Below are 21,234 nucleotides of genomic sequence, written 5' to 3' on the forward strand. Positions count from 1 at the left end.
TTACGACACAATGAGCCAACAGAACACGGACGAATCGAGCGGCGGTGGCGACTCGCCGGACCCCACGGACGACGAGATGCTGATCCAGACCGACGTCAGCGAGAGCGTGTCGTCGTCGGGGTCGACGCGGCGCGAGACCGTCGTCCGCGCCGAGGACATCAACGTCTGGTACGGCGACGACCAGGCGCTCCAGGACATCACGCTGTCGATCCCCGAAAAGAGCGTCACCGCGATGGTCGGCCCCTCGGGCTGCGGGAAGTCGACGTTCCTCCGGTGTATCAACCGGATGAACGACCTCATCGACAGCGCGCGCGTCGAGGGCGACCTCTACCTCCGGGGCAAGAACGTCTACGACGACGACGTCGATCCCGTGGCGCTCCGGCGACGAGTGGGAATGGTCTTCCAGAAGCCCAACCCCTTCCCGAAGAGCATCTACGACAACGTCACCTACGGGCTGGAGATCCAGAACAAGGGCGGCGACTACGACGAGATCGTCGAGCGCTCGCTGAAGCGGGCCGCGCTGTGGGACGAGGTGAAAGACCAGCTCGACGAGTCGGGGCTGGACCTCTCGGGGGGCCAGCAACAGCGGCTCTGCATCGCCCGCGCGATCGCGCCCGACCCGGAGGTCCTCCTGATGGACGAGCCCGCCTCGGCGCTGGACCCGGTCGCGACCTCCCAGATCGAAGACCTCATCGAGGAGCTCGCCCAGGACTACACCGTCGTCATCGTCACGCACAACATGCAGCAGGCCGCGCGCATCTCCGATCAGACCGCCGTCTTCCTCACCGGCGGCGAGCTCGTCGAGTTCGACGACACCCAGAAGATCTTCGAGAACCCCGAGAGCCAGCGCGTCGAAGACTACATCACGGGCAAGTTCGGGTAGGTCGCCGGACGTCGGCGCTCCGGGGCGTCGATTCCGCCGCCGCCGCGACACTATTATACTGCCGTCCCGTGTGCGAACAGGTATGCCCAGACAGGAGTACCAGGAGTCCCTGTCGAACCTCCGCGACGACGTCCTCTACATGAGCGAGATCGTCGCCGAGCGCCTGCGGTGGGGACTCGACGCGCTCGAACAGAAGGACCGGGAGACCGCCCAGGAGGTCATCGACGGCGACGACGAGGTAAACCGGATGTACCTCGAACTCGAAGGCGAGTGCGTCGATCTGATCGCGCTCCAGCAGCCGGTCGCCTCCGACCTGCGGTTCATCGCGGCCACGTTCAAGATCATCACCGACCTCGAACGCATCGGCGACCTGGCGGTGAACCTCGCGCAGTACGCGCTGGACGCCGACCAGGACGTCTTCCCCGAGGTCGACGTCCAGCAGATCGGCGTCGAGACCCTGGAGATGCTCGACGACGCGATGGCGGCCTACGCCGCCGAGGAGGCCGAGGCGTGCTACGCCGTCGCCGAGCGCGACGACGAGGTCGACGCGATGTGCGAGGCCGCGAGCGCGACGGTCGTCCGCGACCTCATCGAGAGCGACCCGTTCGGCGAGGACGACGCCGACGCCGAGGCGTATATGCAGGACATCTCGCGGCTCCTCCTGACGATCCGGGACCTCGAACGCGTCGGCGACCACGCGGTCAACATCGCCGCGCGGTCGCTGTATATGATCGAAGACGACGCGGAGCTGCTGTACTGAGGCCGATTCGGCTCAGAAGATGTTCGCCTGGCGGTAGACGCTGATCCCGGCGCCGGTGAGCTCGTAGGGCTTCGTCTCCCGGGAGTGGTTCGCGTCGCGGATCTTCTGGATCTCGATCGCCAGCCGCGTCTCCCGGAAGTCGCTGGGGCGGACGTACTGGAGGACGAACACCGCGTCCGCGAGGTACTCGACGATGCCGAAGCGGGAGACGTAGGCGTTCTCCGGGCTCGCCTCGGAGGTCATGAGCGTCGTGATGCCGGCGTTCTTCAGCGCGCGGGTGAAGCCGAACACCTGGCTGCGGCGCTGCGGCGCGCTCTCGTACATCATCTCCAGGAGCGAGACCGAGTCCAACACCAGCCGGTCGGCGCCGAACTCCGAGATCAGGTCTGGGAGGTCGCTCTGGATGCTGTCGAGGCTGTTCGCCATCTCGATGGGGTCGATGTCGACGATCGCCAGTCGATCCTCGTCGACGTAGCGCTCGAACTCCCAGCCCTTCTCGGCCGCCGTGTCGCGGATGCGCTGGTGGCTCTCTTCGAGGGTGATGTAGACGGCGTCCTCGCCGTGTTCGAGCCCGTGGTTCAGGAACTGGAGGCCGAAGGTCGTCTTCCCCGTCCCGGCCGACCCGATCGCCACCATCAGCGAGCGCCGCGGGACGCCGCCGAGGATCATATTGTCGAGGCCGTCGATCCCGATGTCCAGGCGTTCGAGTTCCGACTCGAACTCGCCCGCGTCGGCGTCGAACCCCTCGGGGCCGTCGTCGAAGTCCGCGAATCCGAAGTCGTCGCCACCGCCGAAATCGTCGCCGCCGCCGAAGTCACCGCCGAAGTCGTCTCCGAAGTCGTCGCCGCCTCCGAGGCCGCCGAACTCGGGGTCGCCACCGCCGGGGCCGCCGGCGCCACCGGCCCCACCGGAGTCGCCGAACGGATCCTGACTGTCCGGCCCGGCGCCGACGTCCGGCTCCGGCGCGTCACCGAGCGCGGACGCGAAGTCCACCTCGAAGGGGTTCTCGTCGGTCGGTTCGTCGGCGGCCGAGCCCATCTGGTCGGCGGCGGCCGATTCGATCCCTGAGTCCGATCCGTCGCCGCCGGCGTCGGATTCGTCCGGAGTTCGCCCGTCGGTCCCTTCGGGCGTCCACTCCACGTCGGCCTCGTCCGTTTCCGTGTCTGTATCTGTGCCTGTATCCGTGTTCGCCTCTTCCGTATCGGCTTCCGATCCCGATTCCGATACCGGTCCCGCTTCTGCTTCCGCGGCCGGTTCGTCGGTCCCGACGATCTCGGTCCCGCCGTCGTCCGCGTCGGCGTCGACATCGGAATCGGCCGCTTCGTCGGCGTCCTCCGTCGCGTCAGCGCGGTCGGCGTCCTCGTCCGTCTCGGACTCGTCTCTGAGGGCCCGCTCGAACCAATCGTCGTCGTCACTCACGGCACTCACCCGAGCGCAGACCTCGGCTCGTGTCCGCGACCGCGCGACTGCGCCTGTGACCGCGCCGCGAACGCGCTTGCATCCGTGCCATCCCCGTCGTCGAGAAGAGGGTCGGCCCGGCTATGAATGTTGCCCGTGGTGACGCGCGTCGGAGACGATCGGCCGCGGTCGGGCGCGACCCGGTGCGTGACGGAGCCCTTTTTGGCCGGCGCGTCGAACCTCGCGGCGAGATGAAGGTGGCCATCGTCGCGCAGTGGGACAACGACCGCACGGCGCGGCTCGCGAGCGACATCCGCGAGCGGCTCCGCGCGGAGGACGTCACCGTCTGGATCGACGCGGCGACGGCCGCCGAACTCGACGTGTCGGGCCACGCCGTCAGCACGTTCCACATGGCCGATCTGGTGGTCAGCATCGGCGGCGACGGGACGTTCCTCTTCGCCGCCCACGGGGCGCAGGACACGCCGGTCCTCGGCGTCAATCTCGGCGAGGTGGGCTTTCTCAACGCCGTCAACCCCGAGGACGCGGTCGACGCCGTGCTGCGTGAGGTCCGGCGGTTCCGCGAGGACGGCGACCTCCCGACGCGGTCGATGCCGCGGCTCCAGGCCGCCGGCGAGGGGTGGACGCTCCCGCCCGCGGTCAACGAGGTCGTCGTCCAGGGCGCTCGACGGGGCCACGGCGGCGGCGCGACGATCGACGTCCGGATCGACGGCTCCCCTTACGCCGACGGCCACGCCGACGGCGTCCTCGTGGCGACGCCGACCGGGAGCACCGCGTACAACCTCAGCGAGGACGGGCCGCTCGTCCACCCCGGGGTCCCGGGGTTCGTCGTCACGCAGATGGCCGACGCCGACGGGCGCCCGCCGCTCGTCGTCGACCGCGACGTGACCGTGACCGTCGCCGTCGCGGACGCCGCGGAGGCCGTGGTGGTCGTCGACGGGCGGGTCCGCGAGCCGGTCGCGCCGCCCACGGAAGTGACGATCGAACTCGCGGACGACCCGGTTCGGATGGCGGGGCCCGCCTCCGACTTCTTCGAGGCGCTCGGGAAACTGGACTGACGGGCGGTCCGGGGATCGGCCTCGCCGTCGACGATGTCGGCCGTATTTCGAGATGATCCGAGATGGAGAACCGACACGGAAATTCGAGCGACGATGTCGGTTCAATTCGGTTCTGGACCGACAGTATCGGTCGAACGGCGTGGTGTGCGGCCGAGTATCGCACTCTTTCGCGTATAGCAATCCACATTAACCCCGAACCCGAACCCGTCGGATATGACTCAGTCGTACGTGATCATCGGCGACGGTGTCGCGGGCAGTTCCGCCGCCGAAACCCTCCGCGAGGAGGATCCCGACGCCGATATCACCGTCATCACGGACGAGGGCGAAGCCCTGTATAACCGCATTCTGATCAAGGAGTTCGCGAAAGGCAAGCTCCCCGAGGCGCCCATCTCGATCCACGACGAGTCGTGGTACGACGAGCGGGACATCGACCTCCAGCTCAACACGCTCGTCGTCGACATCGACGTCGACGGCCACACCATCGAGACCCACGAGGGCGAGGAGTACGCCTGGGACAAGCTGCTCGTCGCGACCGGCGGGACGCCGACGCAGCTCCCCGTCGACAACTCCGACGCCGAGGGTGTCCACCACTTCTGGACGTTCCAGGACGCCCGGGCGATCAAGAACCACATCGAGCAGGCGGACAACTCCGTCATCGTCGGCGCGGGCCTGCTCGGCATCGACCTCGCCGCCATCACCGCGGCTCAGGACGTCGAGGGCAAGTACCTGATGCGCGGCGACTGCTGGTGGCGCTACGCCCTGTCGGAGGAGGGCGCCGAGATCATCCACGAGGCGCTCCGCGAGCGCGACGTCGAGCCCGTCTTTCAGTCCGGCGTCGATCACTTCGAGACCGACGACGAGGGGCACGTCACCACGGCGGTCGACCCCAACGGCGACGAGTACGACGCCGACTTCGTCGGGATCGCGATCGGCCTGAACTTCAACACCGAGATCCTCCAGGACACGCCGATCGAGACCGACGACGGCATCGTCGTCGACGAGTACATGCAGACGAACCACGAGGACGTCTTCGCCGCCGGCGACATCACGCAGTTCGAGGACCTCATCCTCGGCGAGCGCGCCCAGAACGGCGCGTGGGGCTCCGCGAAGGAGCAAGGTTCCATCGCCGCACAGAACATGGTCGACTACGGCTCCGAGCCCTTCGAGTGGGTCTCCTCGTACTCGATCACCCACTTCGACTTCCCGTTCCTCTCGTTCGGCCACCCGACGCTGGGCGACGACGAGGCCGAGGCCAAGTACTCCGACACCGAGTGGCGCCGGCTGGCGTTCAAGGACGGCCGGATCGTCGGCGGCGTCCTGATCGGCGACCTCTCGCCGCAGTCGAAGTACAAGAAGCTGATGCGCGAGCGCCGCGACGTCGCCGACCAGAAGGACGTCCTGATGCAGCAGAATTTCGAGCTGGACGAGCTCGAACTCGAAGAGGCGCCCGCGGAGTAGCGACCGAGCCGACCGGACCCGCGCCCGCGACTTTTTTGTCGTCCTTCTCCGTCGTCGCTTCCCGTAGCCTGTCGTCGCCTGCCGTCCGTCGATCGCCCCACAATGTTTATGATCTTCCCTGATGTTTGGTAGCGTATGTCACGGTCTGATCGAAGCCAGAGCGGCGCAGACGCCCCTGCCGTCGTCGTCGAGTGCGACGGGGAGACGGTCGAGGCCGCCGATCGCGTACAGCACGTGGATCAGCTCCCGCCGGGCGACCGACAGGCGTTCCTCGACGTCGTCGACGGCACCGACCGCGCGCTCGACGCCACGGAGCTCCGACCCGGGGACGTCGTCCGGTACACCGAGTACTACTGCGTGATCTGAGCGCCGTTGCGGACCGATGCAGTTTTCGGCGGGTAGGCGATAGGCGGAGGTATGAGCGACGAGCCCTCAGGCGCCGGCGCGCCGGGCGGCGGCGACGCCGATATGACGCTGGCGTTCGAGCTGGACGCGCTGCGGAACCTCGCGGACCCGAACGCCGTGTTCAACGACGCCCGACAGTGGACGGAGTACGTCGGCGTCGTGAGCGAAAAGCCCACCTACGTCGTCACCAACTACACCCGGAAGCACCGGGTCCGCCAGGACTTCTTCTCCGGGCCGCGCGGCGTCGAAGAGAGCCTCGAAAACGTCAAAGAGCAGTTCGACACCGATCGGCACGTCTTCGTCGGCGTCTCCGAGGAGGACAGGGATATCGCCGAGGCCGCCGGCTGGGAGTACCTCCCCCTTCAGGACGCCGCGGAGGCCGCGGGCTGGCGCATCGCCGGCAGCGCCGCCAGCACCGACCCCTTCGAGTCCAGCGATCGCGACGACTGGCCCTGATCGGCCCGGACCGCGATCCGCCCGTATCGACCGCCACAGCCAAAAGCTATTTTTGCCGGGAAACGCCCGAAAACCCCGCATTCTTCGGCGAACGAAAGCGTTAATCGAATACCGTTCTACCTGTCCGACGATGAGTCACCAGCTTCCTGACGTACAGGCGAGCCAGCCCGACGTGACGGTGGGGCTGAGTCAGGTCGGCGTCACCGGCGTCGACAAGCTCGTCAAACTCGCCCGGGACGGCCACCAGCGGCCGCTCGTCCTGATGGCCGAGTTCGAGGTGTTCGTCGACCTCCCCAGCGGTCGCAAGGGGATCGACATGAGTCGGAACATGCAGGTCATCGACGAGACCCTGGAGTCGGCCGTCTCCGAGCCGGCGTACCGCGTCGAGGACATGTGCGGCGACGCCGCCGAGCGCCTGCTCGCGAAGCACGATTACACCTCCACCGCCGAGGTCCGGATGACGGCGGACTTCGTCGTCCGCGAGGACACGCCCGCGAGCGGGCTCGCGACCCAGAGCACGATCACCATCGTCGCCAGCGCCACGGCGACAGAGGAGGGCACCCGCGAGGAGATCGGCGCCGAGGTCACGGGAATGACGGTCTGTCCCTGCTCGCAGGGGATGTCGGCCTCGCGCGCCCGCGACGTCCTCCACGATCTCGATGTCGACGACGAGACCATCGACGAGTTCCTGGAGAAGGTCCCCCAGCCGGGCCACTCCCAGCGCGGCCACGCGACGCTCACGGTCACCGCCGACGGCTCGCCGGACGTCGACCTGATGGAGATCGCAGAGATCGCCCGCGACTCGATGTCCGCGCGGATCTACAACCTCGCCAAGCGCCCCGACGAGGACCATATGACCTACCAGGCCCACGCGGACGCGAAGTTCGTCGAGGACTGCGTGCGCTCGATGGCCGAGCAGGTGGTCGAGGAGTTCGACCACCTCGACGACGACGCCGTCGTCCACATGAAGCAGTCGAACGACGAGTCCATCCACCAGCACAACGCCCACGCCGAGCGCGAGGTCACCCTCGAACAGCTCCGCAGCGAAGTGAACGGATACTCGGAGTAGTTCCGTTCCTATTCCTCACCCGTCCCCAGCGAGAGCGGCTCCGCCGCCTCCCAGGTCGGGTCGAACATCTCCCGGACGTCGCCGGCGAACTCCGGGTCCTTCAGATCGATCATCGCGAACGCCTCCGCGGGGTCCAGCGGGTTCGGCACCTCGATGCAGACCTCCACGTCGTCGATGAGCTCGAACGTCCCCGAGAGGTCCGGCGCCGTCCGGACCGCGAAGTCCGGGTGGTCGGCCAGCCGATCGAGGTAGCGGTCGCCGACGCTCGACGGGAGCGAGTCGACCAATTCCGGGGCCATCAGCACCGAGACGTCGACGCCGCGGTCCAGCGCCGCCTCCAGTTCCTCGGCCACCTGGTCGCCGACGACGCCCAGGTCGAACTGCGGCGACACCGATCCGGCGACGACGACGAGGGAGTCGTCCGCGGCGGCGAGGCGCTCGACGAGCAGTTCCATCGACTCGTCGGCGCCGACGGCGGCCGTCCAGAACTGGCTCTGGACGGGCTCTGCGGCCTCTAGTTCCTCTGTGAGTTCGTCTACGACGCTCTCGTACTGGCTCGCCTTCTCCCTGAGTTCCCGGCGCTTGTTCTCTAAGAGGCGGTCGAGCGCGGTGTCCGGCTCGACGGCGACGTACTTCTTCGGCCGGCTCGCCGCCTGGCTCCGGACGAGGTTGTGCTGTTCGAGGCTGTTGAGGACGTCGTAGATCCGACCCATCGGCACGTCGCTGGCGCGCGACAACTCCTTTGCGGTTGTCGCCCCCGTCCGCAGCAGCGACCGGTACGCTCGCGCTTCGTACTCCGAGAGACCGAGGTCCCTGAGGCTGGCCATATCACTCACACCGAAGCCACGGGTAAAAACGAACCGGAGGTTTACACGCGTGTTTCGTTCTCCTGGTCCGTCGATTCGGTCCAGTCTCCCGGGCCGACTACGAGCCCGTGAGCGACGAGACGGCCGCCATCAGCTCGTCGGGCGTCGTCGCGTCGCGGGCGTCGTCGTCGACGCGGACCGTCGCGGTCCCCGCGTCGACGGCGGGCGCGGCGGGGACGACGACGGCCTCGTGGTCGCTCACGCGCAGCGCCGCGCGGTGGAGGTCCGAACCGGCTTCGTCGCCGACGGCGACGACCAGGTCCGACCGGGTCAGCCGCGCCGCCACCGAGCCGTAGCCGGCGACCTGGATACCGATCCGGTCCCACGCGCCCGCGAAGGCGGCGATCCCAGCGTGGGCCGCGTCGCGGTAGTCCGATGCGGTCCGTCCGGCGGCGTCTCCCTCGCCGCCGTCCGCATCGATCTCCGTCGCGCGGCAGAGCACCGAGAGGTCCAAGAGCGCCTCCGCCATCTCGACGCCGCCGTCCAGCGGCCGGAGCGGTTCGTCGAGGAGGCCGACGTCGACCTCGGGACCGTCGCGGAAGGCGCCCTCGGGCTCCTGGAGCGCGTCGACGGCCGCGTCGGCGACGCGGCGGGCGACGGCGAGCGGGTCGCCGGTCGAGAGCGCGTCGGGGCCGAGCACCTGCCGCGCGGTGGTGAACGCCGAGACCACGCGGGCGTGGTCTTCGAGGAGCAGTTCGGGCGGGGCGCTCCCCTCGGCGTCCCCGTCGGCGGTGTAGTGCGAGACCACGCCCTCGTCGTCGACGAACGCCCGGTTCAGAGTGTCGAGGACGCGCTCGGCGTATTCGGTAGCCCGGTCGTCGTCGGTGTAGGCGGCGAGCGTCAGGAAGGCGTCGGCCGCCAGCGCGTTCCCCCCGGCGTAGCCGGTCAGGTCGCGTCGGGGGCCGAACTCCGGCGCTCCGGCGTTCTCTCCGCCCTCGTCGTCTTCGCCGGCTTCACCGCCTTCGTCGACGGGGGCGACGCTCCCGCCGAAGGCGCTCCCGTTCCAGAGCCGATCGACGAGGAAGTCACGCGTGCCGACCGCCGGATCGAGCAGGTCGTCGTCGCCGGTGTAGAGGTAGCCGTTGGCGAACGCGCGGACCAGGGCGGCGTTGGCGTCCAGCACCTTCTCCGTGTGCGGATCCGTCCAGTCGCGGCCCTCGGCGTAGCGGTAGAAGCCGCCGCGCTCGCCGTCGTAGAGCGATTCGGCGATCGCGCCGAGCGTCTCGGTCGCCTGGTCGCGCGCCCGCTTGAGCGCGAACTCGATCGTCCGCGGGAGCGGGAACTTCGCGTCCGTTCCCCAGCCGGCGAACCGCGGGTCCCACTTCTCGTCGAGCTGGCCCGCCAGGTGCGACTCGATCCGCTCGTCGACCGGGCCGGCGGGGGTCGGCTCGCCGGCCAGCGCCCGCGGGATCCGCCCCGCGTCTTCCCCCGACTCCGTCCAGCGGTCGCGGACGGAGCCGAGGACCTGGCGCATCCCGTCGGGCGCGAGGTACGTCGCCCCCGAGATCACCTTCCCCGACGGCGTGCAGAAGACCGTCGAGGGGAAGCCGCCCATATTGTACCGCTCGCGGACCCGCGGCCGGCGGTCGATGTCGACGCGGATCGGGACGAAGCCGTCGTTGACGTTCGCGGCGATCCGCGGCTCCGCGTAGGTCTCGGCGTCCATCTCGTGACAGCTGTCGCACCACGTGGCCGTGAGCGCGAGCAGCACGGGACGGTCGGCGGCCGCTGCCTCCTCGAACGGCGCGGGGCCCCACTCGCGCCACTCGACGTGCGTCCGGTCGTCGGTCATACCCCCGCTCCGGCGTCGCCGGGGGTAAGCCCTTCGAGTAGGCGACGGCGACCGGAGCGACCGCGCCGACACAAGGGCTATGAACGGCGACCGCGAACGGGGGCGTATGCGAACGCGCTGGGTCATCGCGCTCCTCTTGGCGATCCCCCTCGCCGACACGCTCCTGTTGCTCCCGGTCGCGGGAGCGATCGGGTTCGTCCCGACGGTCCTGCTCGTGGTCCTCACGGGCCTCGTCGGAATGTTACTGGTCCGCGCCGAGGGCCGGCACACCCTCAGAAAGCTCCAGCGGAAGGCCGCGACGGGGGAGGTCCCGACCGATGAACTCCTCGACGGCGGGCTGCTCATCGCCGCGGGGGCGTTCCTACTCACGCCCGGCATCGTGACCGACGCCGTCGGCTTCGCGCTCGCCCTGCCGGTGACGCGCTATCCGATCCGCGAGGTCGTGAAGCGCTACGTCGTCCGGCCCTATCTGGACCGCCAGACCGGCGGCTTCGTCTCGGGCAACGTCTGGATCGGCGGCTTCCCGAGCGGCGACGACGACGTCGTGAACCTCGACCCCGAGGAGTACGGTCGACCCGGCGACGACAACTCCTGACGGGGCGCGTTCGTCGTCGACTCCACGTTGTCGGGGACGGCGTTTTCGCGGGACGGCACCACCGGACTGCCGAAAGGAAACTCTTAAACTACTCATCGAACTACGAGTAGATGCGCTCGCCTGGGCCAATAGCTCAGTCAGGTTGAGCGCTCGGCTGATAACCGGGAGGTCCACGGTTCAAATCCGTGTTGGCCCATCCAAATTCCGGCCCGTTCCGGGCCGGATGAAATTGGGGCCGGTAACTCCCCAGCCATCCAATTTCGGCGTTCTAACGAAACTGAGACGGTAGTCTCTCAGTTTGTTCGGGCAGGTTTCCTACCAACCCCCTCCGCAGTCGTGCGATTAGTCTTAGCCGAAGATAATCGGAATTACATTTCCTGGGGGTGGCTCCGGTGTACGCTCTCATCGCAGACTCTCACAAACTACCTCGGTGGTGAGCGGCCTTGACCCGTCCCGCTCGCTTCGAGACAAGAACCGACGGGTACGAACGCTGGCGTGCATGGGACCCTACTGATCAAAAGGAGAGGTACGTCTACGTCCACCAGTTGCTCTGTATCTCTGATGGGGCGGATCCGTATCTCGTCTTCTCAGACGGAGAATACCACGTTCATCACGGAAACCGGGTTCGATGGGATAACCGACCCTCGAACGTCTCTCTTCTCGCTTCTGATGAGCACGAGCAACACCACCGGGAACATCGATCCGGAGGCCGTCAACGGATCGCTCGCGCTGACGGGGGACAGCGATGTTAGCCAAGCACCTCGTCAACGATCTAATTCGTTACAAATGCCGGAGCTGTCTGGAAACCTGCGTTAATCGCCGGACAAGATCCTGTACTCGGTATCGTGAATGTGAGGGCTGTCACTCGGTACCCGTCCCTGATCGTGGTGAACCGATCGATCAGCTCCACCCTAATCTTGTGTGGGCTGCCTTCGCTCTCAGCTCTGGCTTCCTGCTTCCACCCCAGCCGACAGTACGTACCGAAGCCGAGGACGCTGCTGCATCTGAACCCCTTTCCCACGTATGAGCGCCGGGGGAGAATCGGGAGATGGTCCGAAAGCGGACTTGTCCTCCTCTCGGCACAGCAATGAAAACAAGTCTGTAAAACCCCCTACGGCCGATTCTCCGACATCTGATGAAGAGCGTATACAACACTGTGTACGTGAGTTCGTGAAGAAATATCCGAAGCGTTCCCGCCTCGATCTTGCTACAGGTGACCGGGTCAGGCTCCGGCGCGAATACGCGAACGTCGAATCTGTCGAGTGGGAGGAAGACCTCCGGCTATCTCAATCACAGCGAGAAAAGCTGCCCTTCGAACTCGATAGTCCAACGGGAACGACTGACGGAGAGGTATCTCCATATACTTGGGCCAGTGCCGTGCAAACTCTACTTGAGCGTCACGCTGAGGTTACTAAAACAACGATCAATTTAGAAAAAAGATATCTGAATAACACCGAAGAATACCACGTTGACGCACAAACTCGCTGGTCAAAGTCTTACCAGAAAAAGTATGCAGCACAATTGGATGCATGGCTTCGGGAACTGACAGGAGGTGAACGTCCATCCGGCGGTGAGACGGCTCCAAGTTTCGATACTCCTCGAATTGCTCTTATTACGCTGTCCGCGTCATCAAAGCCCGACGGGGTTCGTGTTGGTCCGGTCGATCACCTTGAGGCACTTCGCTCCTCGTGGGAATCGGTGTATCACCAAATGCGGAATACGCTTCGATCGCTCGGATTTGACTCAGATGAATGGCAATACGATCGTCGGGCAGAACCTCATACAGGACAGCGCGGAAATCTCGCGATAAACGAGTGCTATGGACACGAACACATTGTGTTAGTGATTGATGGTGAGGTGTCCGAGTCTGATCTCCGGCCGATTGTTGAGAAGCACGTTGACGCGAACGATTGGGCAGGTGAAGAAGCCCACGGGCCGAGTTCGATCGAAATACGCGAACCTGACGAATTGGAGGACGTAGCTGCATATGTTGCGGGGTACTGCTCGATTGAGCCGACTGATCTCCTCGACCGGAGTCCGACATACCAAGCGTGGGCAGCTGCGGCCACAGCTGCTAACTACCGTACAGTCTCCCGATCTGAGGCTGCTCGGATAGCCGCAAAAGCCGATGCCTGTCGACAGAGAGCGGAATCGGAGAAATCTGATCAGATACGATCTCACGGTGAAGAAGTTCGTAAAGATGGCGAGCAGATCGTCTGCGCCTGCTGCGGGACCTCCCATGACATCGATCAGTCTCAAACATTGACTGAATACAGACTGTCATCACCCGACTTAGGCCCCTCTGTAGCCGATGGCGGACAAGAACTGCGAACTGACGAAGCACGCCAAGAAAATCTCCGTAAACGATGGCCGACAGCTGCGAGAGCGGCCACCTTGGGAGAATCAACGTCACGAACGAAAGTTCGAAGCCGCCTCAAGCTTGTCGCACACGCCTATGAAGATCTCACTGACGTGGAGCTGGCCGCGAAGTACGATGCGTTTGAACACGTCGACGTCGTTCGGGAAGTTCGATCAGAAGTATCGACGGATCCCTCTCGTGCTGTCGGATTCGGAGTTGACAAACCTCACTGGATGCTACCGACTTGGGAGTTATCGTCTGTCACCGTTGATGGTGAGGAGTATAATGCATCGAGCGGCGGTGGAATGGAGTTTGTAGAAACAACGAACTACCGGGAACGGTTCGCCGGGATCGTGACGGATGACGCTTGGTACCGGTGCGATTGTGGCGTTAAACTGTATGGTGAGCAGATGGCTGATCACCTCGGTCGTGTCCATGGAATTGAGCAGCGGAAAGTGGCCCGCACTTGCGTCCATAGAGAGTCTTAGGCTGCGTTCGATGCTCTGGTTAGGCTGGTCACTGGTAGACTCTCTAACAAGGTGTTATAGAAGAGTTGGCACGGTGTTTATTTCACGATCTCACAGCCAAACTAACCATAAGATTCTGCTTGCATATTGAACGTCTACAACTCTTCACAAATCTGATTGTACAAATTCTTGCCTCCCAATTGAAATGCAATTACAAGAAGGATGAGTACAGGAAGTAAGGTAACGCCCTTCCACAGTCCAGCAGGTTGGATAATCTGTAAAACTCCTATATAAAGGACTGCGATAGTGAAAACGGTTTCAATGGCAGCACTTTTCCGCTGGAACGATTCCAATTTTTCGATCTCGGCGGAAGCGTTACGAGTACTCCGGGCCATACAGAAATCAAATGTCTGTAACTTAATAGTTTTATGTCATAAATATGAATTGATTGATTTATGAACACCCTGTACTGAGCGATTCCTGTGAAGGGTAGGAAGTTTTCTATGAAGCCCTCTCTCTGATAATCTCGAATATACTGATAGAATTATTACTTTCACCCCGATACCGATTTTGGTATTTTATATCCAATTGTATGCACAACTGCAGATGTCGAGCGAAATGCCAAGCGCGCCGGAGGGGTTCGTTGATGCCGCTCCGGAGCGCACTGACGGAGAAGAGCCCGAAATCGAACTCGCCTCTGGGGAGGAAATCCTCGGCGTAGTTCTTGGAACAGTCGAAGGTGAAAACCAGTACGGCCCCTGGGTCCTCTTCCGGATCAAGGACGAGAACCGTGATGAGGTTATTCGCTACTTCGCACGGGACGAAGCAAAGCGGGCCTACTTCAACGGAAACATCGAAGACGGCGATACTGTCTGGATCGCACGAGCTACTGAAGAGGTGGAAATGAGTAACGGAGAGGAATACCTCCCGACTCACTGTAAGGTCTCCGGAGGTAGCTAATGAGTTCGTCCTACAGCTCGTCGATGACCGGCGCGCTCTCGGAGTACGCGAACCTCCGGACGCTCCCGGCCATCTTCTCGGTCGTCTTCGTCGCCACCTCGCTGTACCAGTTCGGAGGTATCACCGAGATCACGCTCACGTGGTTCTCGAACTACTCGCTCACGACCGAGCACGCGGCACTCGCGGGCATCGCCGTCTACGCGGCCGCGTTTATGTCCTCGGAGACCAAGCGGTTCGAGAACTACGAAACCTGGGAACAGATCGCCCTCGGCGCTGTTCCCGTGGTCACACTCGGTTACCAGTACGTCTCGGAGATCACCACTCTGATCAACGACCTCGGCGGCACCAGTCCGCTCGGCGCACAGCTCGCGTTCGCTGTGACCCTCTTCGGCTGGTTCGTCGCCGTCCGGTAAACTCCCTCACAATGAGTTTTTCAAGAAAACAACGCTGGCTAATCGGAGGTATCGGCTACGGCGTGACCGTCTTCGCCGCTGGCTGTGCCATCCTCGCTGAGACCGGAGGTGTCATATGAGACATCGCTTCGCCTCGGTGCTGATGGCGCTGCTGCTCATCACGTCCGGCATCGCCGGGTCCGCTGGTTCTGCCGCAGCTCTGGAAACCTGTGCGAACAGCGACTACGAAGAGTGGGCCTGGAGTGCGGTTTCCTTCGGCCTCCTCGATCTTCAACGGTGCAGCGATCTCCCGACGGTCGACGGTGAGACTGCCACCGAGCGGAAGATCGACGCCTACGAGGACTTGGTAGGCAGTCAGGCCCAGGCACAACAGTTCGATACGGTGCTGGACAACTCCATCGAGGATTCGCGGAACATCGCCTGGATGAAGGCCGAGGCTGCGATTGCTCGCGCCTACAAGAACGGCACCTCGAAAGCCGTCGCCAAATCGAAGGCGCGGCAGGCGATCTCCGCGTACTACACCAAAAAGCAGCGGAATCTGATCTCCGCCTGGAACACTCACGTCACGAACGTCAACGTGACTGAGACCAATGCTGAGAACTTCAGTGATATCGGCAGTGGGTTCATCTCCTGGAACGCCATCGGTCAGACTCGCGGTGACTACGGTGGTCCGGTCCAGCGGATCGACACGGTGAACGTCACCCTGCTGAATGGCTCGGTCGTCGAGTCCCGTCGGATCGTCTTCACCTACAAGTGGAGTAACGGCCCGAACGGATACACAGACCGCCGGGTCGACGAGAAGGTGACTGCGCTGAACAGTCGCAATACCACTGCTCCTTCGGCTGTGAACAAGCCGACGACTGGTGTCGAGTTGACTGTCTCGGCTCCGAACTCGAACTTCAACGACCAGATCATCCTCGACTCGACCGAGTACACTGACACTGCTCACCAAATCGAGCAGTACAACAACAACCTCCAGGATCAGGCGAACGATCTGGTGAACAAAACCTACGAGGACTTCGAGAGCGGCCAGATCAATGCCACGGACCTCCTGAGCCGGACGAACTTGATGTTCCAGTACGGCTCTGCTGCCGCGAACGGGACCGCGAGTTACGCGAACATCCTCGCGGCCACCTCCGCGATGGGCGTCCCGACGCCGGATCTGAACAATACTGGCACGATGACGATCTCGTACCAGAACGCGAACCACACGGGGATGCTGTTCGGCAATCCACCGAATGGCTCCTGGGAGGTCAACAAGACCTACAATCCCGCGAATTTCTCGGATCCGGTGCTCTTCATCCGCGAGGACGGAACTCGGATGCAGCTGGACCAGAACTTCACGCTCGACGGAGCGTACACCTCTGCCGGGAAGACGAAGGAGGTCGTCAAGACGGTCGAATACAACTACGTCACCTCGAACTCGTCTGAGGTGAATCAGTTGATCCGCGACCTCGGGAACCTCTCGCGGGAGATCGACCAAAGGCAGATGAACAACGGCGCAGGCGGCGGCGCGTTCGGCGGCTCCTCGAAGACGGTGATAGCTGTCGTTGCTCTCGCTGCCGCTGCGATGTTGCTCGGGAGGTCTGACCAGTAGGATGTACTGGCTCGTGCTCAAGCTCCTACCGTGGCGGCTGATCGCGGTCGCAGTCCTGCTCGTCGTGGCGGGCACCTCGCTCGGCATCGACCTCACAGGGATGGCCCTCGACTTCCTGGGTATCCCTGACTGGCGCTGGACTGGCCTCGATCTCCTGCCCTGGTAGCGAACCACCTTTTCCCATCCCTACCCGTTCACAATGAACCTGAAACTCACACTCGTAGCTGTTGTACTGCTCGGGCTACTCGTTGCGCCTCCCGCAGCGGCGCAGTCGACCGAAACAACTCCGACGACGACCTCGGCTGATAACTCAACTGCACTCCTCCAGGTCGATGACTATACTACGGTTGTCGAGAAGAGCTATGACCGCTCGACCGGCGTTCTGACGCTGACCATCGAGTCTGAGCGGTTCACCTCGATCTCACTGCTCGCTGTCAAACAGACTGATGCTTCCTCTGGTTCGGCCTCCTTTGAATCGACCAACATCCGACCGGGGCAGCGTGTGACCGTCCAGATTGATGCTCCGCCGAATACCCGCGTCTGGATCTCGTCTGACCGTTCTCGGCAGAACGGCGTCCTTCACTTTATCAAGACGTCTGAGGGCAGCGCGCTGATCTCCGGTCCCTGGACCGCGGCCGACGTTCGTAATGCCGGCCTCGCGTCCGCTGCTGGTGTCGCGCTGATGGTCCTCTATCGATTAGTCCTCGAACGCTCTGCGGTCGCGAAGGAAGGGGAGCGTGTCGCCTGATGTCCGACTCCGAATCTTCCCCCGAGCCCGAACAGGTCGACGATGACGACACTCACGAGGGATACCAGGAATCCCCGACAGATCCCCGGTGGTTCCGCGCGCTCGTGTGGCTCGTCGTCCGCGGGAAGTACCTGCTCGGCGCGGTCTCGCTGATCACCCTCGCGATACTACTCGTCACGGGAACCGAGATTCCCCGGACGTTCAAAATCGGCGGCCTCGCGTTCGTCCTTTCGATGTTCACGGTCGGGCGCTGGACAGCTGGCCGCGCGGCTGATCTGTTCGACGGCCCCGGTTGGGTCTGGTTCGTCGACGTCGATCTCCTCGATCTCGACGGTGCCGGAATCTATCGCTGGCCCCGACCGCGCTGGAAAGAGGTCGAAGTCGTCGACGGTCAGCTCTACTGGTCCAGCCCCTCACTCGCGTTCGGGAAGAACGTCGATCTCGAAGCCAACACGGTCGAAGGTGTCTGGCCGGGTACGCTCGACGACCGCGAGCTGATGATCGCGCTCTCGAAAGTCCACGAACTCCGGAACGTCCTCGAACAGGACGCCCAGCGCGGATTCGCCATCGAGACGCAGGTCTTCTCGATCGTCCGGTCTGCCACGAGGCAGGCCGTGCTCTCGGTGGTCCAAACCTTCGAGAAATCCACGCTCCCGGATCGCGGCGAGTCGATCAACCGAGCCATCGACGACGCGATAGAACAGTTCGACCTCGACCGGCACATCCGCGATCGCGACGATGATCCTCTCGACGACTTCGACAGCCCGGATCTCGATGCCGCTGCTGACGCAGCTGCCACGAAGCAAACGGAGGCCGCCACGGATGACTAACGTCAACGAACATCTCCTGACCGCGGCGAAGCTCTACGAACAGGCTCGCGGCCGGATGGACAACGAGGCGGATCTCCTCTCGCACGCTGGCCTCCCGCTCGAACAAGAGGATCACGACGTCCTCTCGTTCCTCTACGATGAACCGATCAGCGACGACCTCGGCGCGTTCGAGGAGACCCGCCTCGGCCAAGTCGTCGACGCGCACCTTCGATCGGAAAGCGCGACGCGAGCCGTCAAACGGGGAGACGGTGAGGCGATGTCGTACCTCGTCGGGATCACTGAACAGGATCTCGACGCGAGCGCACTTACCCTCCCGGCCCGCATCCTCGACGAACTCGATCGCGACGGTGCGCTGACCACAGTCCTCGCAGCGGGAGATCCGAACACGGGCAAGACAAACAGCGCGTGGCTTCTGGTCGAACTCGGCCGCACGCTCTGGGACGATCTCCTGATCCTGAGCAATGCCCGCGCGAGTATCGTCGACGAACGAGTAACGACCTGCCACGATCTCGCCGAGCGCCTGCTCGAACACCGCGACCGGCCGAAAGCGGTCGTGATCGACGAGGGCTCGACCCACTTCGACGCGCGGACGAACTCCCACGATGTCGCAACCCAGTGGTCTCCACTCCTCAAGCGGATGAGCAAACTCGGCGTCGAGCTGGTGATCGTGATCGGTCACACGGGGAAAGACGTCGATCCGGAGATGAAGCGCCTCACGTCGCTGGCGTTCTACAAGACCGAGCCGAAGACCATCGAGTTCTATCGGAGCTGGCCTGCTGACTCGGATCGGCCGACAGAACAGCTGTTCGGTGGGCCGGTCGAATCACTCGAAGCGACCTCGGTAGAATACGACCCCGATGAGCCCGCGCCGTGGAGCTGGAACCTCCGCTCGAACCTCTTCGACCTCGACCTTTCCTGGTCGGAACTCTTAGTGGAACTCCGCGATCGCGGCCCCGACGACTAGGAACACTCCCACCGTCGGGGCGGTCCCACGAGACTGCGGTCGCGGTCTCCTGTGACCGGAGCGAGACGCAACGGACCCAGCGGTAGCCCGGAACGGCGCGAAGCGCCGCACGCCCGGAACGTGGCCGTACCGTCGAGTGGAGGGATTTCGGTGATCAGTATGATAGCTTTTGGTAGAAAGAAATAACACCGAGCGACACAGATTTACTCGCAACCTCAATTCCAAACCGATGTCAGATTCCAAATTCCGGTTCGAGCCTTCTCGCTTTACACTCTGTGCATTCTTACGTTTGGATGAGCCATCCGAGGAAGAGCTATTGGAAATTCTCGAATTTATACAAAGTATTTCTGAGCCTTCGCGCTTTTCTAACCAGATAGTAGATATTAATGAGGAAAGTGTCGAAGAATCAGTTATACTCTATGCTGAGAATATACCTCGTGGTCCAGTTTCGTTGGAGGACGTGTCAAATAGTATCTTTATTGAGGTAGACGAAGATACTGACGTACATATCCACATTGAGGGTGACGCTGATTCAACCGCTCAATGCCAAAGGTTTATCAATTCAATTATAGATGAATACGGCGAGCTCACACTTTCACAGCTCAATTTTATGCTGGAATCTGATATAAATATTGATAAACTGAATATACCAGTTGATAGGGATTCAAAATTCAAAATAGATGGAGTTCAGCTCACATACGACTCAGAAAATTACGTCATATCAAGACGTGATGAAGGAGATAAAACCAAAATTAGTCATTCTATAGTAGACGATGAGATCGTAACTCCTGACCGAACGGAGTTCATTGCCGAGAAAAGGGAAAAGGTTCAAGAATTCAGTAACAAGTTAGTAGACCAATGAGTACTACGACGCGCTGGCATCATACCCAACGAACTGCGAGTGCTGAACCGCATCAGAGCCGCGTCCGGATAGCCCAAATTATTGAATCGGTACTTAACACCTCTATTGTTGAAGATTCCGAGTTTAGGGAAGGTTCGAAGACTATTGAATCAGATATCCACCAGATTCAAAAGGTCCTCTCTGAATTCGAGAATAAGCCTCACTCCTCTCCTGGGCACAAAAGCAGAGATATAGATTCAGATCCGGAAGAAATTATAGACAATATCCGCCAGACGAATTTGAGACTGGAACAAGGAGACATTGAGCGTGCGGACCCAAGTGAAGTTCCGGATGATCCCCATTCAACTCGTCACCGTAGATCAATAACTCCCAATTCCCGTGATTGATGCTAAGTCCTGGATCCGGTCCCTATTTATTTGATGTAGGCCCGATAGCTTTAGCCCACGCTGGAACTCCTGTTAGTGAAACGGCGTTAGAATACATACGGCCAGCTATACAAGGCGAAGTGACTGCGATTGTTCCATATCCTGCTGTAGTAGGAGCTCATCATGTTCTCCGAGGTACATACTATCTAAAAAACAGAACAGCATCAGAACTAATGCAGAACTTTATAGAATCCACTAATATCTATTGGTATAATGAATTCTCATATGATATATTGAATAATTCGTTTGAATATTCAACAATATATAATATCGAAGGATGGGATGGATACTTTGCCCAAGTAGCAGAAGAGTCCGGGGCTAGCGCTATTGTAACTGTTGACGAGAGATTCGAGAATTTAGATCATATACGTGCGGAATTGATTCTTTCTGAAAAAGAAAAAGAAGTATTAAATGAATTTTTAGAAGACATCGAAGAAGCAGATGATCTTGGATCAAGATTTGAATAATTATTTTATTTACCTTTTCTGGAGTTGAACCGTTTCCCCCCCATCCCACCAACTTGGATCATAAGGTAACGGTGGGGTGTGCGCGTCCCTCCTCGTGGGGGACGCGCACATTATCTTATCGACCAACGGGGAAGAGTCCCAGCGTCCAGATCACCTCGAAGGTACGCCAGCCCCCACGAGGTGATCTCATACATATCATCGTAGACTGGCGCAATCAACTCTCGATCTACCAGCTGATCACAGCGTTGTTGGATATACTGCTCGTCGATCTCGATGTTCTCTAAATGGGTCTCTCGGGCGATCGTCTTCGGTGTCGCCCACGAATTCTCTGCCAAGTGTTCAAGGATCCGCTCGTCGGTGGGGTACATCCAGGGCCCGTTACGT

The 21,234-nt window shown here is 62.0% G+C and carries 23 protein-coding genes and 1 tRNA gene; 20 read left to right on the forward strand and 4 right to left on the reverse strand.

Annotated features, from left to right (window positions below; genetic code table 11):
- Positions 1 to 10 precede the first annotated feature (10 nt).
- Both pstB and phoU read left to right on the forward strand, forming a co-directional pair.
- Entirely contained in the window at positions 11 to 883 is an 873-nt protein-coding gene (pstB, locus tag OS889_RS15545; protein ID WP_372391360.1) for a phosphate ABC transporter ATP-binding protein PstB, read from the forward strand.
- Between the two features lie 82 nt (positions 884 to 965).
- Positions 966 to 1,643, forward strand: a complete 678-nt coding sequence (gene phoU / locus OS889_RS15550) for a phosphate signaling complex protein PhoU (RefSeq protein ID WP_372391362.1) — start codon at positions 966 to 968, stop codon at positions 1,641 to 1,643.
- 12 nt (positions 1,644 to 1,655) lie between these two features.
- Here the strand turns inward: phoU and OS889_RS15555 are convergent, their stop codons facing one another.
- On the reverse strand, positions 1,656 to 3,062 hold the full coding sequence (locus tag OS889_RS15555; protein ID WP_372391365.1) for a KaiC domain-containing protein: 1,407 nt from the start codon (positions 3,060 to 3,062) through the stop codon (positions 1,656 to 1,658).
- 230 nt (positions 3,063 to 3,292) lie between these two features.
- On the opposite strand from OS889_RS15555, the gene OS889_RS15560 reads away from it, so the two are divergent.
- The 5 genes from OS889_RS15560 to mptA all read left to right on the forward strand — a co-directional run bounded on the left by OS889_RS15560 (position 3,293) and on the right by mptA (position 7,505).
- Positions 3,293 to 4,117, forward strand: a complete 825-nt coding sequence (locus OS889_RS15560) for an NAD(+)/NADH kinase (protein ID WP_372391368.1) — start codon at positions 3,293 to 3,295, stop codon at positions 4,115 to 4,117.
- 213 nt (positions 4,118 to 4,330) lie between these two features.
- The gene (locus tag OS889_RS15565; RefSeq protein ID WP_372391371.1) at positions 4,331 to 5,575 is read left to right on the forward strand and encodes an NAD(P)/FAD-dependent oxidoreductase; all 1,245 of its coding nucleotides are present in this window, start codon (positions 4,331 to 4,333) and stop codon (positions 5,573 to 5,575) included.
- A gap of 135 nt (positions 5,576 to 5,710) precedes the next feature.
- Positions 5,711 to 5,941 carry a hypothetical protein gene (locus OS889_RS15570; RefSeq protein ID WP_372391374.1) on the forward strand — a complete coding sequence of 77 codons (231 nt, stop codon included), beginning with the start codon at positions 5,711 to 5,713 and terminating at the stop codon, positions 5,939 to 5,941.
- A 51-nt stretch (positions 5,942 to 5,992) separates the two neighbouring features.
- Positions 5,993 to 6,436 carry a DUF7124 domain-containing protein gene (locus tag OS889_RS15575; RefSeq protein WP_372391377.1) on the forward strand — a complete coding sequence of 148 codons (444 nt, stop codon included), beginning with the start codon at positions 5,993 to 5,995 and terminating at the stop codon, positions 6,434 to 6,436.
- 130 nt (positions 6,437 to 6,566) lie between these two features.
- Positions 6,567 to 7,505, forward strand: coding sequence for a GTP cyclohydrolase MptA (gene mptA, locus OS889_RS15580; RefSeq protein ID WP_372391380.1), 939 nt, complete (start codon positions 6,567 to 6,569; stop codon positions 7,503 to 7,505).
- Positions 7,506 to 7,513: 8 nt separating this feature from the next.
- Here mptA and OS889_RS15585 read toward each other — a convergent pair whose 3' ends face one another.
- Both OS889_RS15585 and OS889_RS15590 read right to left on the reverse strand, forming a co-directional pair.
- Entirely contained in the window at positions 7,514 to 8,332 is an 819-nt protein-coding gene (locus OS889_RS15585) for a TrmB family transcriptional regulator (RefSeq protein WP_372391382.1), read from the reverse strand.
- Positions 8,333 to 8,429: 97 nt separating this feature from the next.
- Complete coding sequence (locus tag OS889_RS15590; RefSeq protein ID WP_372391384.1) at positions 8,430 to 10,163, reverse strand: DUF255 domain-containing protein; 1,734 nt, start codon at positions 10,161 to 10,163, stop codon at positions 8,430 to 8,432.
- A gap of 106 nt (positions 10,164 to 10,269) precedes the next feature.
- Between OS889_RS15590 and OS889_RS15595 the strand changes: the two genes are divergently transcribed.
- The 13 genes from OS889_RS15595 (at position 10,270) to OS889_RS15655 (ending at position 20,850) form a co-directional block, all read left to right on the forward strand.
- Positions 10,270 to 10,758 (forward strand): FxsA family protein, encoded by a 489-nt coding sequence (locus tag OS889_RS15595; RefSeq protein ID WP_372391387.1) that lies wholly within the window; start codon positions 10,270 to 10,272, stop codon positions 10,756 to 10,758.
- Between the two features lie 122 nt (positions 10,759 to 10,880).
- Positions 10,881 to 10,954, forward strand: a tRNA-Ile gene (locus tag OS889_RS15600).
- Positions 10,955 to 11,781: 827 nt separating this feature from the next.
- A complete protein-coding gene (locus tag OS889_RS15605; protein WP_372391390.1) occupies positions 11,782 to 13,605 on the forward strand; it encodes a hypothetical protein in 1,824 nt (607 codons plus the stop codon).
- 585 nt (positions 13,606 to 14,190) lie between these two features.
- On the forward strand, positions 14,191 to 14,544 hold the full coding sequence (locus tag OS889_RS15610; RefSeq protein ID WP_372391393.1) for a hypothetical protein: 354 nt from the start codon (positions 14,191 to 14,193) through the stop codon (positions 14,542 to 14,544).
- Positions 14,544 to 14,957, forward strand: coding sequence for a DUF8023 family protein (locus OS889_RS15615; protein ID WP_372391396.1), 414 nt, complete (start codon positions 14,544 to 14,546; stop codon positions 14,955 to 14,957). The genes OS889_RS15610 and OS889_RS15615 overlap by 1 nt, the downstream gene beginning before the upstream one ends.
- A 115-nt stretch (positions 14,958 to 15,072) precedes the next feature.
- Complete coding sequence (locus OS889_RS15620) at positions 15,073 to 16,554, forward strand: Env/VP5 family phage fusion protein (RefSeq protein ID WP_372391398.1); 1,482 nt, start codon at positions 15,073 to 15,075, stop codon at positions 16,552 to 16,554.
- Between the two features lie 13 nt (positions 16,555 to 16,567).
- Positions 16,568 to 16,720: a hypothetical protein gene (locus OS889_RS15625; protein ID WP_372391400.1), complete on the forward strand. Its 153-nt coding sequence runs from the start codon at positions 16,568 to 16,570 to the stop codon at positions 16,718 to 16,720.
- 33 nt (positions 16,721 to 16,753) lie between these two features.
- Positions 16,754 to 17,302: a DUF8063 family protein gene (locus OS889_RS15630; protein WP_372391403.1), complete on the forward strand. Its 549-nt coding sequence runs from the start codon at positions 16,754 to 16,756 to the stop codon at positions 17,300 to 17,302.
- Positions 17,302 to 18,132, forward strand: a complete 831-nt coding sequence (locus OS889_RS15635; RefSeq protein ID WP_372391405.1) for a DUF8125 domain-containing protein — start codon at positions 17,302 to 17,304, stop codon at positions 18,130 to 18,132. Before OS889_RS15630 ends, OS889_RS15635 begins: the two co-directional genes overlap by 1 nt.
- Complete coding sequence (locus OS889_RS15640; protein ID WP_372391407.1) at positions 18,125 to 19,096, forward strand: hypothetical protein; 972 nt, start codon at positions 18,125 to 18,127, stop codon at positions 19,094 to 19,096. The genes OS889_RS15635 and OS889_RS15640 overlap by 8 nt, the downstream gene beginning before the upstream one ends.
- A 229-nt stretch (positions 19,097 to 19,325) precedes the next feature.
- Complete coding sequence (locus OS889_RS15645) at positions 19,326 to 19,958, forward strand: hypothetical protein (RefSeq protein ID WP_372391410.1); 633 nt, start codon at positions 19,326 to 19,328, stop codon at positions 19,956 to 19,958.
- Positions 19,955 to 20,344: a hypothetical protein gene (locus tag OS889_RS15650; RefSeq protein WP_372391412.1), complete on the forward strand. Its 390-nt coding sequence runs from the start codon at positions 19,955 to 19,957 to the stop codon at positions 20,342 to 20,344. The genes OS889_RS15645 and OS889_RS15650 overlap by 4 nt, the downstream gene beginning before the upstream one ends.
- Positions 20,344 to 20,850 carry a type II toxin-antitoxin system VapC family toxin gene (locus OS889_RS15655; protein ID WP_372391414.1) on the forward strand — a complete coding sequence of 169 codons (507 nt, stop codon included), beginning with the start codon at positions 20,344 to 20,346 and terminating at the stop codon, positions 20,848 to 20,850. The genes OS889_RS15650 and OS889_RS15655 overlap by 1 nt, the downstream gene beginning before the upstream one ends.
- 110 nt (positions 20,851 to 20,960) lie before the next feature.
- Here the strand turns inward: OS889_RS15655 and OS889_RS15660 are convergent, their stop codons facing one another.
- The gene (locus OS889_RS15660) at positions 20,961 to 21,218 is read right to left on the reverse strand and encodes a MarR family transcriptional regulator (protein ID WP_372391416.1); all 258 of its coding nucleotides are present in this window, start codon (positions 21,216 to 21,218) and stop codon (positions 20,961 to 20,963) included.
- Positions 21,219 to 21,234: the final 16 nt, after the last annotated feature.

It is taken from the genome of Halobellus sp. MBLA0158 (genome assembly GCF_041477585.1).
In the GTDB taxonomy this organism is placed as follows: domain Archaea; phylum Halobacteriota; class Halobacteria; order Halobacteriales; family Haloferacaceae; genus Haloquadratum; species Haloquadratum rubicundus.

Coding starts and splice junctions, on each gene's coding strand:
- mptA (WP_372391380.1), top strand. CDS start 6,567: ATGAGTCACCAGCTTCCTGACGTACAGGCGAGCCAGCCCGACGTGACG.
- OS889_RS15610 (WP_372391393.1), top strand. CDS start 14,191: ATGTCGAGCGAAATGCCAAGCGCGCCGGAGGGGTTCGTTGATGCCGCT.
- OS889_RS15615 (WP_372391396.1), top strand. CDS start 14,544: ATGAGTTCGTCCTACAGCTCGTCGATGACCGGCGCGCTCTCGGAGTAC.
- OS889_RS15605 (WP_372391390.1), top strand. CDS start 11,782: ATGAGCGCCGGGGGAGAATCGGGAGATGGTCCGAAAGCGGACTTGTCC.
- pstB (WP_372391360.1), top strand. CDS start 11: ATGAGCCAACAGAACACGGACGAATCGAGCGGCGGTGGCGACTCGCCG.
- OS889_RS15620 (WP_372391398.1), top strand. CDS start 15,073: ATGAGACATCGCTTCGCCTCGGTGCTGATGGCGCTGCTGCTCATCACG.
- OS889_RS15560 (WP_372391368.1), top strand. CDS start 3,293: ATGAAGGTGGCCATCGTCGCGCAGTGGGACAACGACCGCACGGCGCGG.
- OS889_RS15645 (WP_372391410.1), top strand. CDS start 19,326: ATGTCAGATTCCAAATTCCGGTTCGAGCCTTCTCGCTTTACACTCTGT.
- OS889_RS15650 (WP_372391412.1), top strand. CDS start 19,955: ATGAGTACTACGACGCGCTGGCATCATACCCAACGAACTGCGAGTGCT.
- OS889_RS15590 (WP_372391384.1), bottom strand. CDS start 10,163: ATGACCGACGACCGGACGCACGTCGAGTGGCGCGAGTGGGGCCCCGCG.
- OS889_RS15585 (WP_372391382.1), bottom strand. CDS start 8,332: ATGGCCAGCCTCAGGGACCTCGGTCTCTCGGAGTACGAAGCGCGAGCG.
- OS889_RS15660 (WP_372391416.1), bottom strand. CDS start 21,218: ATGTACCCCACCGACGAGCGGATCCTTGAACACTTGGCAGAGAATTCG.
- phoU (WP_372391362.1), top strand. CDS start 966: ATGCCCAGACAGGAGTACCAGGAGTCCCTGTCGAACCTCCGCGACGAC.
- OS889_RS15575 (WP_372391377.1), top strand. CDS start 5,993: ATGAGCGACGAGCCCTCAGGCGCCGGCGCGCCGGGCGGCGGCGACGCC.
- OS889_RS15565 (WP_372391371.1), top strand. CDS start 4,331: ATGACTCAGTCGTACGTGATCATCGGCGACGGTGTCGCGGGCAGTTCC.
- OS889_RS15630 (WP_372391403.1), top strand. CDS start 16,754: ATGAACCTGAAACTCACACTCGTAGCTGTTGTACTGCTCGGGCTACTC.
- OS889_RS15640 (WP_372391407.1), top strand. CDS start 18,125: ATGACTAACGTCAACGAACATCTCCTGACCGCGGCGAAGCTCTACGAA.
- OS889_RS15635 (WP_372391405.1), top strand. CDS start 17,302: ATGTCCGACTCCGAATCTTCCCCCGAGCCCGAACAGGTCGACGATGAC.
- OS889_RS15655 (WP_372391414.1), top strand. CDS start 20,344: ATGCTAAGTCCTGGATCCGGTCCCTATTTATTTGATGTAGGCCCGATA.
- OS889_RS15595 (WP_372391387.1), top strand. CDS start 10,270: ATGCGAACGCGCTGGGTCATCGCGCTCCTCTTGGCGATCCCCCTCGCC.
- OS889_RS15570 (WP_372391374.1), top strand. CDS start 5,711: ATGTCACGGTCTGATCGAAGCCAGAGCGGCGCAGACGCCCCTGCCGTC.